The sequence below is a fragment of the Segatella copri genome (genome assembly GCF_009494395.1).
Lineage (GTDB): Bacteria > Bacteroidota > Bacteroidia > Bacteroidales > Bacteroidaceae > Prevotella.
This window is the reverse complement of record NZ_VZCB01000089.1, coordinates 1-14,185: the sequence shown is the minus strand read 5'-3', so window position 1 is coordinate 14,185 and position 14,185 is coordinate 1. Positions and strand designations below refer to the sequence as shown.

10 protein-coding genes and 1 tRNA gene are annotated in these 14,185 nt (G+C 45.9%); 6 read left to right on the top strand and 5 right to left on the bottom strand.

Annotated features, from left to right (window positions below; all coding sequences use genetic code 11):
• Positions 1-185 precede the first annotated feature (185 nt).
• Positions 186-2,408: a M6 family metalloprotease domain-containing protein gene (locus tag F7D73_RS12275; RefSeq protein ID WP_153125107.1), complete on the bottom strand. Its 2,223-nt coding sequence runs from the start codon at positions 2,406-2,408 to the stop codon at positions 186-188.
• A 53-nt stretch (positions 2,409-2,461) separates the two neighbouring features.
• The gene (gene xpt, locus F7D73_RS12270) at positions 2,462-3,028 is read right to left on the bottom strand and encodes a xanthine phosphoribosyltransferase (RefSeq protein WP_153125105.1); all 567 of its coding nucleotides are present in this window, start codon (positions 3,026-3,028) and stop codon (positions 2,462-2,464) included.
• 174 nt (positions 3,029-3,202) lie between these two features.
• Between xpt and F7D73_RS12265 the strand changes: the two genes are divergently transcribed.
• Entirely contained in the window at positions 3,203-4,189 is a 987-nt protein-coding gene (locus tag F7D73_RS12265) for a YqiA/YcfP family alpha/beta fold hydrolase (protein WP_153125103.1), read from the top strand.
• 100 nt (positions 4,190-4,289) lie between these two features.
• Here F7D73_RS12265 and F7D73_RS12260 read toward each other — a convergent pair whose 3' ends face one another.
• Both F7D73_RS12260 and F7D73_RS12255 read right to left on the bottom strand, forming a co-directional pair.
• Entirely contained in the window at positions 4,290-5,597 is a 1,308-nt protein-coding gene (locus F7D73_RS12260) for a nucleobase:cation symporter-2 family protein (RefSeq protein ID WP_118139253.1), read from the bottom strand.
• Between the two features lie 204 nt (positions 5,598-5,801).
• On the bottom strand, positions 5,802-6,269 hold the full coding sequence (locus F7D73_RS12255) for a nucleoside deaminase (RefSeq protein ID WP_153125101.1): 468 nt from the start codon (positions 6,267-6,269) through the stop codon (positions 5,802-5,804).
• A gap of 218 nt (positions 6,270-6,487) precedes the next feature.
• Between F7D73_RS12255 and F7D73_RS12250 the strand changes: the two genes are divergently transcribed.
• From F7D73_RS12250 to F7D73_RS12235, 4 genes are all read left to right on the top strand, one after another.
• Positions 6,488-7,624, top strand: coding sequence for an AAA family ATPase (locus F7D73_RS12250; protein ID WP_153125099.1), 1,137 nt, complete (start codon positions 6,488-6,490; stop codon positions 7,622-7,624).
• A gap of 78 nt (positions 7,625-7,702) precedes the next feature.
• Positions 7,703-11,188 carry a DEAD/DEAH box helicase gene (locus F7D73_RS12245; protein ID WP_153125097.1) on the top strand — a complete coding sequence of 1,162 codons (3,486 nt, stop codon included), beginning with the start codon at positions 7,703-7,705 and terminating at the stop codon, positions 11,186-11,188.
• 186 nt (positions 11,189-11,374) lie between these two features.
• The gene (gene greA / locus F7D73_RS12240; RefSeq protein ID WP_153125095.1) at positions 11,375-11,842 is read left to right on the top strand and encodes a transcription elongation factor GreA; all 468 of its coding nucleotides are present in this window, start codon (positions 11,375-11,377) and stop codon (positions 11,840-11,842) included.
• 116 nt (positions 11,843-11,958) lie between these two features.
• Complete coding sequence (locus F7D73_RS12235) at positions 11,959-12,360, top strand: HIT family protein (RefSeq protein ID WP_153125093.1); 402 nt, start codon at positions 11,959-11,961, stop codon at positions 12,358-12,360.
• A 97-nt stretch (positions 12,361-12,457) separates the two neighbouring features.
• Here F7D73_RS12235 and F7D73_RS12230 read toward each other — a convergent pair whose 3' ends face one another.
• On the bottom strand, positions 12,458-13,549 hold the full coding sequence (locus F7D73_RS12230; protein WP_437182322.1) for a mannose-1-phosphate guanylyltransferase: 1,092 nt from the start codon (positions 13,547-13,549) through the stop codon (positions 12,458-12,460).
• A gap of 234 nt (positions 13,550-13,783) precedes the next feature.
• On the opposite strand from F7D73_RS12230, the gene F7D73_RS12225 reads away from it, so the two are divergent.
• Positions 13,784-13,865 (top strand) — tRNA-Leu (locus F7D73_RS12225).
• The last annotated feature ends 320 nt before the right edge of the window (positions 13,866-14,185 follow it).

Sequence of the window (14,185 nt, the reverse complement as noted above, 5' to 3'; positions counted from 1 at the left end):
ATTAAAATAAAAATATAAAAATAAAATTTCTCTCTCGTTTATATAAACCGAGTGCAAAATTAAATATTTTTATTGAAATACCAAAACAATCCCATCATTTTTACATAAAAAATCGAAAGAAAAGTGTAATAGTACAAAATACCTCTACACTTTTCTTACGCTTTATAACCATACCAGGTTCTACCCTAATAAATCATGACTTTCCTTACCCGCCCATCTTTCTGTCGAATAATGTTCACACCATGCTGAGGCTTTGAGAGCCTGATTCCATCCAGGGTATAATAGCCTTCAATGTCAGACTGTTGAGGCATAGTCACCTCTGCTATGCCATCCACCGTATTGTCTGTTACCTTTACTTCATCCAGAAAGAAACGGCCCTTATCAGCTGTGAAGCTAACCTTCACCTCGCCCGTTGCGTAAACAGAAGCCCCCAACTGAGTCCATTCTCCCTTCTTGAGAGGTACTGAATACTTAGACAGTTCAGACTTGCGGATAACCGCCATCTGCCTTGCGCCATTATTCACATCAGTTATCTCCAGATACAACTTGGTGGCATCACTTTTCCCATCCCATGCCGCAGCCTTGAATGAAAGTATCGCAGAACCTTTCACCGAAAAAGTTGGCGTGGTGATATTTCCGGCAATTCCCGATTTTCCGAGTCTTACGCAGCCGTTGGCTTCGTAAACAGTTCCTGTACTGGTCCATCCACCATTATCCAAGTCCTCATCCAACACTTGAGTTCCAGCAATACTACCTTTCCACAGGTTATCGTTTCCACCTGTACCATGACACTTGTCAAACGATTCATATAATAAAGTAGAGCCTGAAGGCTGTACCGGTGTATCAGGCTTCTGATCGTCAGAGCGCTCAGCCTTACTCACCGTAAACGATGCCGAACCATCACTTGCAATGGCGATATTCTTGATGTCAAGATGCATATACTTAGTACCGTCAGCATTCTTATTATATAAGGTGGAAGCCGGTTGGGATGTAGCCGTAAGACTACTATTAGACTGATAAGGATAGAGATCACTTGCCGAACCATCCAAATAGGTCGACTTGCCTGCTCTGAAGATGGTAAGACGAGGATGGTCATTCACAAATTTCTGATTGGCTTCGTCATAATATTCACTATTCGAGTTCAGTACATTATAATACCAGACATCAGCATCATAATCTACATGAGTAATCATGACTCCCGCTCCTGGAAGTTCAGTATCCCATCCTGACTTCTGTCGGTTTTCAATGATGTAACACTCGTCTTCATGTGCCTTGTTTCTGATGATATAAGCATCTCCTCCTAGACTCATCGCCATGACATCAGCCACCTTTGTCTCCTCTTCTATATCCGTCAAGTCATGAAGAGTAATCCAACCACAGCTTGCTTTCTCATAAGCCGAATACCCAGCAGGCCATTTTCCGTCTCCATTGTAACTGCCACTATCCATCAGGTCAAATTCACCCAATCCAAACCATCCGGTATAACTGGTGTCATAAAGATCGGGCAAATCCAGACAGTGAGAGAATTCATGGCAGAAAGTACCGATTCCATCGAGTTTGTTCAGACCATTCAATTCACTGCTGCAGGCGTAAGTATCCACCTTAACCCCATCAAACTGCAACACTTTACCATAATCTGACAATGACAAAGCATACATGTGAGGCCAAATGGTAGAAGCTGCACCACCATTGGCCTCGCCTTTACCGGCATAGAGAACAAAGACCTGTTCCACTTCACCATCATTATCCCAATCATACTTGGAGAAGTCAACTCCCTGCTGCTTCGCCCAGAGGCAAGCCTCAGCAATCATTGCACCCGCACGCAAATCTTCACCGTCTGTACTATTTGCGCCATAATAAGCAGTGGCATTCTGCAGAGGACAGATACCAACCACGTCGAAATCCAGTTCGAACTGTCCCATACTTTGGGTACGAAAATAATCCTTCACACTGCCACGGAAGCCATTTTCCTTGTAATTATCGCCATTGACTATCTGCTTATACAATGTCAGATCATGCCCACTTTGGAACTTACGATCGGAGAATTCGGCTAAAATGACAAGTCCCTTCCTAGTTCCTCGGAAACTATTCTGTTTTGCTTTCGCCTTTTGAAGATGAAGTTTCTGTCGAGATTGAACCTTTGCACGACGGGCTGCCGCTTTCTTCACGCGAGACAAGGAAGCAGTAGAATCCAATCGATTTCCCTGTCCTGTTGTTGCATCCATGACATACTTGGTTCCGTCTTCCGAAACATAATAATGCATGAATTCATCGCCCACTAACTGTACACGAACCTCAGTTCCATCAGTCAAAGTCATCAAACGCCAAACGCCTCGCTTTGCAGGCACTGCCATAGAAGACAATGCCATACAAAGCAAGGCGTTCAATAAACAAAATCTTATCTTCATATCAGAATGAATATCATAGGATAAAAAACGATGCTTGATTTCAGCCGATTCTCTTACTTCAAGACAATCTTGCAATCATCCAGGCTCTCTACAGTAGCGAGAGCCTCATAACGGATTCCCTCCTTGCGCAGGAAGTCACCACCATGCTGGAAAGCCTTCTCGATGATGAAACCCATCGCCTCGATCTTGGCGCCAGCCTTCTCGCAAAGGTCCATCACACCCTTGGAAGCGTTACCGTTGGCGAGGAAGTCGTCGATGAAGATAACATGATCGTCTGGAGTCAGGTAGCTGTTGCTCACGCAAACCGTATAGTCACGGTCCTTAGTAAAAGAGTGAACCACTGAGGTAATCATTCCTTCCATGGTCTTAGGCTGCTTTTTCTTGACGAAGACAACAGGAAGATTGGTCAGATACCCCACCATGATGGCAGGAGCGATGCCCGAAGCCTCGATAGTAATAATCTTGTTGTACTTGATGTCCTTGAAAAGGCGCACGAATTCCTTAGCCAGGTCCATCATCAGGATAGGGTCCATCTGATGGTTTACAAAGCTGTCTACTTTTAAGATTCCACCAGGAAAGCATCTGCCCTCCTGCATAATTCTTTCTTTCAGTAAATCCATTATGACTTGAACTTTAATATGGTTATTGGGTGCAAAATTACTACTTTTTTCGCAAACAAGGAAGTTTATCGCCCAATAATTTTGTTTTGTCTGCAATTTAGCGTAATTTTGCAGCAGAAATGAATAAGATGTTCAGGGAGCATGATATGATGCCCCCTATAAAACTATAAGAATATGAATCCATATATCAAACAATTCCCCGACCTCATGGCGGGCAAGAAAATCATGTATGTTCACGGTTTCCTCTCTTCTGCACAGAGCGGCACCGTAAAGATGTTGCAGGAACTGATGCCGAATGCCACCCTCGTGGCTGAAGACATCCCGGTACATCCTGAAGAGGGCATAGAGATGCTGCAGAAGATGGCGGAGACTGAGAAGCCTGACCTCATCATCGGTACCTCGATGGGAGGCATGTATACCGAACTGCTGAAAGGATTCGACCGCATCCTCGTAAACCCAGCCTTCAAGATGGGCGATACGATGAGCAGCATGACCGGCAAGCAGGAATTCCAGAACCCGAGAAAGGACGGAGTGAACGAACTGATGGTTAACAAAGGCCTCATCAAGGAATACCGTGACTTTACCGAGCGTTGCTTCCAGGACATTACTCCCGAGGAGCAGCAACGTGTTTACGGTCTCTTCGGCGATGCTGATCCGCTGGTCCATACCTTCGACCTCTTCCACGAGCACTATCCACTCGCCATCCCATTCCATGGCGAGCACCGACTTATCGACAAGGTAGCATTCCACTATCTCTGTCCGGTTATCCGCTGGATTGACGACAAGCAGAACGGCAAGGAGCGCCCTATCGTATACATCGACTTCGATGCCCTGCACGACAGTTACATGAAGGCAACCAGCTCGATGCACAAGGCTTACGAGATGCTGATAGAGCATTACAACGTATATATCGTAGCCCCAGCGCCAACCAACGACCATGAATACATGGCGAAGGTACAGACCTGGGTGGAGGAATATCTCTCTACCCCAGCCTACAACCACATCATCTTCTGCAACCAGAAGAACCTGCTCTACGGCGATTACTTCATCGACCCTAGCCCATGCGATGGTTTCATGGGTACGACGATAGAATACGGTAGCGATGAATTCAAGACCTTCGAAGAAATCATCACCTTCTTCGAAAGACTGGGAGGACAGTGATTTAGTTAATAGTTTATAGTTAACAGTTTATAGCAAAAAAGGTGCAACTCACTTTCTTACTTGTGAGTTGCACCTTTTTATCTATAAATATCTTTGATTCTTATGCCTTATCCAGATTCTTCGGCAACACGAGGTTCAGGATAACGGCGAGCAGGAAGACTACTGCCACACAGTTATCAGCAAAAACGGTGCGCACAATCTCTGGGAAGATGTTGAACATACCTGTTGCAGATGTGAATCCGAGACCTACGCTGAGCGAAAGACTCACGATGACCATGTTGCGCTGAGAGAAGCCGGTACGCGCCATCATGCCGAAACCGGCAAAGAGGATGCTACCGAACATCATGATGGTACAGCCGCCCAATACAGCCTGAGGAATCGTAGTCAATACATAACCGATAGCTGGGAAGATACCACCGATAATCATGATGATGGCACCCATGGCAATAGTAAAGCGGTTCACTACTCCCGACATCGCTGCCAAACCCACATTCTGGCTGAAAGAAGTGATAGGAGTACAACCGAAAAGACCGGAAACCGAACTTACGAAACCATCGCAGCAGACTGCCGCACCCATCTCCTTAGTCTTAGGATCACGCTTCAACGCACTGTTGCAGAGAGCCGAAGTATCACCAATGGTCTCTGTGGCAGAAACCAGATATACTGCTACCACCGAGAGAATAGCACCGATATTAAACTCAGGTGTAAATGGAAGAAGCTTTGGCAAAGCTACGATAGAGAGACCAGAAAGTCCACTGAAATCTATCATTCCCATAAACAGCGCCAGGATGTAACCTACCAGCAGTCCTACCAATACAGAGAGTGAACGCAAGAAACCCTTGGCGAAAATCTGACAAAGCAGACAAGCGAGCAAGGTTACTGAACCCACGACCCAATTGTTCATGCTACCGAAGTCGGCAGCGCCCTGACCACCGGCAAAAGAGTTGGCACCAACAGGAAGGAGCGAGAAACCGATGGCTGTTACCACGGTAGCGGCTACTACAGGCGGAATGAGCTTGATCCAATACTTGGCGAAAAGTCCGAGTGTTCCTTCTACCAGACCACCAATGATGACAGCGCCTATCAAAGTACCCATACCATGAGCACCGGCAATGGCGATGGCGAGCGAAAGGAAGGTGAAGGAGATACCCATCACGATAGGAAGGCGAGAACCGATACGCCATACCGGATAAAGCTGCACCAAGGTACCGATACCGGCGATGACCATACAGTTCTGGATAAGCACGGCGCTCATCGAACTGTCCAGACCTATCGCACCAGCGAGAATCATGATTGGCGCAATATTGCTGACGAACATCGCCAGCACATGCTGAAGGCCAAATGGGAGTGCTTTACCAACGGGCACTCTGCCGTCTAATTTGTAGAGATTTTCTATTGACTGTTCCATTATCTTTATAATAATTAGAGAATTTCCATCATCAAGAATTCAGGGTCTTTCTGAATTTGGCGACAAAATTACAAAGAAAATCTGAGAAATCGTTCCTTTTCTCCATTTTTCTCTATCCCGCATGATAGAATACAAGAAGAATCTACGAAAAAAGAAAGGCTGCAGTTCATATTCCGTGCAACCTTCCCTTTTTATCTTATCTCATTAATACTCCGTCTTTTCCGCATTTTCCTCCCACATGCGGAAGGCACCGAGCGCCTCATCTCTCATCAGCGCAATCATCGGCTTGTGGCGGTCTTCTATCTTGCGGTCTATCTCCTCGTAGATAAACTCATCATCGAAACCTATCTTTGCCGCATCCTTCCGGTCGTTGGCATAATAGATACGGTCGAGATGTGCCCAGTAGATAGCACCCAGACACATCGGGCATGGCTCACAGGAGGTATAAATCTCGCAGCCCTCCAGATTGAAGGTCTTCAGCTTGAAACAAGCCTGGCGCACACAGTTCACCTCGGCATGTGCAGTAGGGTCGAGGTCGATGGTTACACTGTTGGAAGCCTCAGCGATGATGATACCGTCCTTGGCAACCACAGCACCAAAAGGTCCGCCACCCGTCTTCACGCTATTCTTTGAGAGCTCAATAGCTCTATGCATCAATTCTTCTTTTGTCATTCGTTTAATTTTTTAGATTAATAATATCCCATCTTTCATTTTGGGGCTACAAATATACAAAAAAGAATTGATACGGCAAGGCTTTCATACGAAAAAAATACTTAATGGAATACTTCTTTTTCCATCACCTCGTTAATTATCCATAATTATAAATACATTTATTATAAGAGTATTTATAATTTTTGTAACTTTGCGTCATCACTTATAAAAAATTGATTATGGATATACCCTTTATTTATGGAAGACTCGCTGAGAAAAAGAGTTTTATCGACAGAGTAGAAGACCGAAGGGAACTGAAGAATTTCCTTCGCCACGGCATCAACGTCATCTTGGTATCTCCAAGAAGATGGGGAAAATCTTCGCTTGTCAGAACCTCTATGGAAGAATTAATGCAGGAAGAATCCAAGACAAAGGTTTGCTTCATGGATGCCTCCAAGATTCATACGGAGGAAGAATTCTACAACAAATTTGCCTCCATCGTGATACAAGAAGTTTCTTCCACATTGGAACAGAAATTATCTGACTTGGTGAAATTTATCAATCGTTTTACCCCAAGCATCACGATAGCTTCCGACCCAATGAATAGCGTAGAGGTCAACCTAAAGGTGAATCCTGTAAAAGAAAGTCCTGAAAACATTCTGCAACTCCCCGAAAGGATAGCCGAGGCTAAAGGCATCAAGATTATCGTCTGCATCGATGAGTTTCAGCAACTCGCCAACCTGCCAAAATGGAAGAACCTTGAAGCTATGCTGAGGGCTGAATGGCAATTGCAGCACCATACCACCTATTGTCTCTACGGCAGCAAGATGCACATGATGAAAGATATTTTCAACAAGACGAACAGTCCTTTCTTTAAGTTCGGACAACTGATGAACCTGAAGAGAATAGCCAAGGAATATTGGATTCCATATATCATGAGCAATTTTAAGAAGACAGGAAAAACTATCTCTGAGAGCCAAGCAGAATGTCTATGCGAAAGAGTGAAGTATAACTCTTGGTACGTACAGCAATATTGCTTCTTCCTATGGTCACACACAGACAAAGAGGTAACGCAAGAACTCCTCGACAACCAGCTCCAACTGGTTTTGGACACCAACGAAGACTTGTTCTTGACAGAGATGGACGAGCTCACTCCCACCCAAATCGGCATGTTGAAAGCCATCGCTTCTGGCGAAAAGCACTTCAATGCCAAGGATGTCGTAGAGAAGTATGGTCTGGGGCAGCCACAGAGCATCACACGTAACAAGAAAGTATTAGTAGAGAAAGATCTCGTTGAGAAACATCTTCAAGATTTCTCATTCGTCGATCCTGTCTTCGAGCTTTGGCTGAAGAGAGAATACAACATTTTACCATAATGGGAACAAAAGCAGCCAATAATCGCATTTTCGAGGAAAGAGATGAGGCAAACATCTTTCAAGATTAAGCAATATTTCATGAATCAGAACAATATCAGCGCCGCAGAACTTTTCCAGCGGGTAAGGGAACTCCTGACACTCCCCGACCTGGAACCGAAGACACGCAATAAGATGATGCACGATACGCTCATCCTCTGTTGCCACGAAGGAGTGAAGGATACCAAACAGGCTTTCGGTAACCTTTTCTCCCAGGTGGATTATCTCTGTAAGGCCCGTGGCATCAAGGTGGCAGACAAGATTGCCATCCAGACCATGCGCCGACACAGCAATTCGCAGGAACCCCTTTCGGGCGAAGACCTGAAATATGATGCCCGTGCCCTCACCCTCTTCATCTCTGCCGTGTTTGAAGAGAGAATACCGCATGAAGTCAATGTACTCATCCCGCATATCAACCGTCCCTTCCAGAAGGGACTGGAAATCAACAACCGGCGCATCCGCTGCATCGTAAAGAACTGGGACAGCGACTTTATCCGTGTAGACATCGACCAGGATGCCGATGAGGAGGAGTATCTCGTACGGTTGAAAGATGAAGAAAATCATATCGATCATACCTACCTCTGGGACCTGCTGAAGGAAGGAATGCAGCTCAACCTGCTCGACTGTCAGGTGAAGCAGCCCATCATCACTCCCCGACTCATCGTGGTGGAACCCGATTATCTGGTAGATATCAGTAGCATTGCTACCTGTTTCACGGCTTTCGGTCATCATCCCCTGCTCTATCTATTAAACCTGATGAAACCCCGTGCCAACACCCAGGCAACCCTGCTCGGTAACTTTGCCGGTGCTGCGCTCGACGACATCATCAACTCACACGGTAAGTATCAGGTGAACGAAACTGTGAAGAGCAACTTCCGGGAGAAAGCCCTGGAGTTCTGCACCTGCCCCTGGTTTGATGCCAAGAAGTTTTATACAGATGCCAACCTGCAGGCATTCAATCTGCAGCAGGTAGTGGATATTCTCTTTCCGCGTACCGCATCGCAGGCAAAGATGTCAGCATTCCGAGGCGAAAGTCTTTACGACAGGAAGAAAGCCATCCTGGAGCCTTCGTTCGTATGCGAAGCTCTGGGCATACAGGGACGTGTAGACCTGATGACCACCGACTGCAAGCTGCTGGTGGAACAGAAATCGGGACGTAATATGAATATCGAAACCCATCAGGTAGATCCCGCTTATCACAGTTATCAGCTGGAGCCACACTATGTGCAGCTCCTGCTCTACTATGGCGTGTTACAGCACAACTTCAAGCTGAGCAACGACCGCGTGAATATCCGACTGCTCTACTCCAAATATCAGCCACAAGATGGATTGATGGTGGTAGCCTACTACCAGAAGCTCTTCAAGGAAGCCATAGAATACCGCAACCAGCTCGTTGCTGCCTCCTTCGAGATAGCCAAGGAGGGCTTCGAACATGCACTGAATGAATTTACCCCCGAAGTTTTGAATGTGTCAGGTATCCAGGATTTCTTCTACAACAAGTATCTGAAACCACAGATAGAAGCCATCACCAAGCCGCTCCACGATCTTTCTCCACTGGAGGAAGCCTACTTCTGCCGCATGATGACCTTTGTCTTGCGGGAGCAGATGATCAGCAAGGTGGGTGCACAGGAAGGAACTAACACATCGAGCAGCGACCTCTGGACCATGCCACTCACCGAGAAGAAGGATGCCGGCAATATCTATACCGACCTGCACATCATCCGAAAGGAACAGAGCAGCGCAGGAAGTGGATTTGATACCATCACCCTCAGTGTGCCCGACCAGGGAAAGGACTTCCTGCCCAACTTCCGCATCGGCGACATGGTGTATCTCTATACCTACAAGCTGAAGGAAGAACCCGACGTGAGAAAAGCTATATTATATAAAGGTGTATTGCAGGAGATTCACAGCCATGAGATTGTAGTGCATCTCACTGACGGACAGCAGAACGCCGATATCTTCGAAACGAACCTGCCATACGCCATCGAACACGGAGCGAGCGATGCATCGACCGGTGGAAGCATCCGTAACCTGCACCAGTTTATCTGTGCGCCAAAGGAGAAACGCGACCTGCTGTTGGGACAACGTGCTCCGCAAAGAGATACTTCGCTGGCATTGACCAGACATTACGACGATGTTTTGGACGATATCATCCTCCGTGCCAAACAGGCGCAGGATTACTTTCTGCTCGTAGGGCCTCCGGGAACAGGAAAAACCAGTCGTGCCCTGAAGTTTATGGTAGAAGAAGCATTGAACGACGGAACGGGAATGCCGACAGCTGAAAGCATCGCCGCCGGAGGAAAGACAGCTCAGCAGCCAGCCTCATCCATCCTCCTGATGAGTTATACCAACCGAGCCGTGGATGAAATCTGCGAGATGCTGGTAGATTCCGGCATCCCATTCCTGCGTCTGGGCAGCGAATACTCCTGCGATGAACGGTTCCGCCCTTATCTGATAGAGAAGGCTATCAGCGACTGTCCGAAGCTCGAAGCCATCAAACAATATATAATAGGTACGCGCGTAATCGTAGGAACTACTTCGATGATGACTTCCAAGCCGTTCATCTTCACCCTGAAGCACTTCAAGCTTGCCATCATCGACGAGTCGAGCCAGATATTGGAGCCTAATCTCATCGGACTCCTGTCTGCCGTGGATAAGTTTATCCTCATCGGCGACTATAAGCAGTTGCCTGCCGTTGTACAGCAGAGCGAAAAGGATTCGGCGATTCCTACCATCCATGACAGCCAGAAGAACGGAGTTGTCGACATGAGTCTCTTGCAGGACATCTGCCTCACCAACTGCCGCAATTCCCTCTTCGAGCGCCTGATTCATTGGGAAGACCACGAGGAACGCACCGACTTTATCGGCATACTTCGCCGTCAGGGAAGAATGCACCCGGAGATAGCCGAGTTCCCGAACCGGATGTTCTACCGCCGGGAGAAACTGGAACCCGTACCTTGTCCACACCAGTTGGAAGAGGAACTGTCCTACGCCCTCCCATCAGCAGATGCGCTCGATGACCTTCTGAAGGAACATCGCATGATTTTCCTCCCATCCCAGTTCTGCAAGGAACCGAATGTTTCAGACAAGATCAATGCCAACGAGGCGAAAATCGTAGTAGACATGCTCCGTCGCATCCACCGTTTCTATGGCGCACAGTTCGACCCGCAGAAGACCGTAGGCGTCATCGTGCCTTACCGCAACCAGATAGCCATGGTGCACAAGGGCATCGAAAAACTCGGCATCCCGGAACTGGAGAAGATAAGCATCGATACTGTGGAGCGATACCAGGGCAGTCAGCGCGACGTAATCATCTACAGTTTCACCATCCAGAACATCTGGCAGCTCGACTTCCTTGCCGGCAACAGCTTCGTAGAAGACGGTGCCATCATCGACCGCAAACTGAACGTAGCCATCACCCGAGCCAGGAAGCAGATGATTATGACTGGCAATCCGGAGATATTACGCAATAATCAGATTTTTAGCAAATTGATGAACTATGTGAAAGAAAAAGGAGGTTATTTTTAAAATTTCATCGAAAAAGTTTGGTGATACGGAAATAATGTTCTATCTTTGCAATCGAATTATAAACATAAGGATAAGAAAGAGACACATATAAGATATAGGATTCCGGTGCTCCACTGGCACTGGAATTCTTTATTTTTTATGCCTCTAAGAACATATTATTAATAACATTAAACAACAAGAAAAATTATGGCTTACATGTCACAAGAAGGCTACGACAATCTCGTAGCTGAGCTGAAACAGCTCGTATCTGTAGAGCGCCCTAAGGCATCAGCCGCAATTGCTGAAGCCCGCGATAAGGGTGATTTAAGTGAGAACTCTGAGTATGATGCCGCAAAAGAGGCTCAGGCTCATCTAGAAGATAAGATCAATCGCATCAAACTCACCATTGCCGAGGCTAAGATCATCGATACCAAGCAGCTCAGCACCGACAGCGTGCAGATTATGTCTAAGGTAGAAATGACCAACATGGCCAACAAGGCAAAGATGACCTATACCATCGTGAGCGAAAGCGAGGCAAACTTGAAGGAAGGCAAGATTTCCATCAAGACTCCTATTGCACAGGGATTGCTCAACAAGAAGATAGGTGAAGTAGCAGAGATCAAGATTCCTCGCGGCACCATCAAACTTCGCATCGACAAGATTTCATTTGAATAAAACGAAATAAAAGGAACTATCATATTGGCAGCGATGTCCGTATGACGGTTCCTTTTATGGTATATGTAAGCCCAGAAATAAAATATAAATTATTAATTATAAATTGATTAGAGATTATGGCAAGCATTTTTTCAAAGATTGCAGCAGGAGAGATTCCTAGCTACAAGTGTGCAGAAAGCGACAAGTTTTATGCTTTCCTCGACATTAGCCCTATCGGCAAAGGTCATACATTGGTAATTCCTCGCAAGGAAGTAGATTACATCTTCGATATGGAGGATGATGACTTGGCAGAGTTTGAGGTGTTCGCCAAGAAGGTTGCTAAGGCCATCAAGGCTGCTTTCCCTTGCAAGAAAGTGGCTCAGGTCGTATTGGGCCTTGAGGTTCCTCATGCTCATATCCACCTCATCCCTATGAACAGCGAAGCTGATGTCAATTTCCGCAAGGAGCACCTCAAGCTCTCTGAGGAAGAGTTCAAGGAAATCGCTGATAAGATTTATACTGAATTCCAGAAATTGTAGAATGTGTGTAAACCACACATCCGCTTATAAAGCAAAAAATGAGCTGCAGAGGGTTGCAGCTCATTTTTCATACATATTTATTTGACTAAATCGCCCATTAAATAAAGTCATCACCTCGCTTCATCTGCACCTCGTTCACATATTTGCGAACCAATGCGGAAGAATCCTCCTTCCTGCAGACGAGCAGCACATTGTCTTTCTCGGCAACGATAAAACCATCCAGCCCGTTCAATACGGCAAGCTTGCCCTTCGGCAACTTAATCACATTGTTGTGGCAGTTCTCCATCATCACATCGCTGTCTATCACCACGTTATCGTCATCGCTCTTCTGCATCGCCTCATAGATACTGTGCCATGTTCCCAAATCAGCCCATCCGAAATCACACTTCATCACGCATACATCCGAAGGCTTCTCCAGGATTCCAAAATCCACAGAGATATTAGGATAAGAAGAAAAACTCTCCTTCATATAGGCATTCTCCGTCTCGATGCTAAACTCCGGATACTGCTTGTCGTAATCACGGAGCACAGGAGGCAGAATCTTACAGAAACACTCTCTCAGATGCTTTACATTGCTCAGGAAAAGACCAGTATTCCAATAAAACTCCCCACTCTCAACGAATATCTTGGCAAAATCACGCTCCGGCTTCTCCGTAAAGGATTGAACCTGATACATATTGTCACAAAAGACATCGCCCATCTGAATATATCCATAACCCGGTTCAGGACGGGTTGGCTTCACGCCCATAGTAAGGAACCGGTCGTTCTCTGCTACAAAAGCCAAGCCTTTCAGCACATTTTCCCGGAAAGCTTCCTCGTTGAAGATGGCCTGGTCTGAAGGAGTGGCAATCACACAGGCATTGGGATTTATCATGGAAATGCGATGATTAGCCCATGCCATGCTCGGAGCCGTATTACGATGAATAGGCTCTGCCAAAATGTTATCCACAGAAACTTCTGGCAACTGCTCCTTAATCAAATGTACGAATTCCTCGTTCGTATTGATATATATATGATCAGCAGGAACAATCTTTGCCATTCGGTCGTAGATTTGCTGCAACTGAGTACGTCCTACTCCAAAGAAATCGATAAATTGCTTCGGATAGTTACTGCGGCTGCAAGGCCAAAGTCTACGTCCTTTTCCTCCTGCAAGTATCACACAATAGTAGTTATTTACGTTAACCGTCATATTTTGATTCATATGTTTGCAGTTTTTAAATTAAATTTCCAACTGTAAAATTAGAAAATATATTTGAATGCGCCAAAGTTTTTCTCTTAATTTAAGATTGGAGGGGGCAAATACAACAATATTTTAGCCTTTTGGCACGCAAAATGCACTTTTTTCGAAAAAAAGTTCTCAAAAAGTTTGCCAGTTCAAAAATTATTAGTACCTTTGCAACCGCAAATAAGCCAAGTGCTATTTGCCCAGATGGCGGAATCGGTAGACGCGCTGGTCTCAAACACCAGTGGAGCAATCCATCCCGGTTCGATCCCGGGTCTGGGTACAACAAGAAGGTTGATAGTCTTTTGATTATCAACCTTCTTTCGTTATATACATTATCCATCCCCTGCTTTCATGAAAAAGTATATGCGAAAGCTGGAAAAAACACAAAAAGTTAGGATTAATTCATTCCGACAGATTTCCCAACAATCTCAAAAATACCCTTCACCCTTCACCAACATAACGTAAAGCACTATATATAAGGAACTTATAGCGGTGAAGGGTTTCATCAACCCTTCACCACCCTTCACCAACCCTTCACCTTTCTGCGTAAGCGGCTCCGCGTTTATACCATTGTAGTCTTCTCTTTTGTTCGTACCTTTG

Excerpts from the sequence above, each read along its gene's own strand:
- F7D73_RS12275 (WP_153125107.1), bottom strand. The coding sequence starts at position 2,408 with ATGAAGATAAGATTTTGTTTATTGAACGCCTTGCTTTGTATGGCATTG.
- xpt (WP_153125105.1), bottom strand. The coding sequence starts at position 3,028 with ATGGATTTACTGAAAGAAAGAATTATGCAGGAGGGCAGATGCTTTCCT.
- F7D73_RS12265 (WP_153125103.1), top strand. The coding sequence starts at position 3,203 with ATGAATCCATATATCAAACAATTCCCCGACCTCATGGCGGGCAAGAAA.
- F7D73_RS12260 (WP_118139253.1), bottom strand. The coding sequence starts at position 5,597 with ATGGAACAGTCAATAGAAAATCTCTACAAATTAGACGGCAGAGTGCCC.
- F7D73_RS12255 (WP_153125101.1), bottom strand. The coding sequence starts at position 6,269 with ATGACAAAAGAAGAATTGATGCATAGAGCTATTGAGCTCTCAAAGAAT.
- F7D73_RS12250 (WP_153125099.1), top strand. The coding sequence starts at position 6,488 with ATGGATATACCCTTTATTTATGGAAGACTCGCTGAGAAAAAGAGTTTT.
- F7D73_RS12245 (WP_153125097.1), top strand. The coding sequence starts at position 7,703 with ATGAATCAGAACAATATCAGCGCCGCAGAACTTTTCCAGCGGGTAAGG.
- greA (WP_153125095.1), top strand. The coding sequence starts at position 11,375 with ATGGCTTACATGTCACAAGAAGGCTACGACAATCTCGTAGCTGAGCTG.
- F7D73_RS12235 (WP_153125093.1), top strand. The coding sequence starts at position 11,959 with ATGGCAAGCATTTTTTCAAAGATTGCAGCAGGAGAGATTCCTAGCTAC.
- F7D73_RS12230 (WP_437182322.1), bottom strand. The coding sequence starts at position 13,549 with ATGACGGTTAACGTAAATAACTACTATTGTGTGATACTTGCAGGAGGA.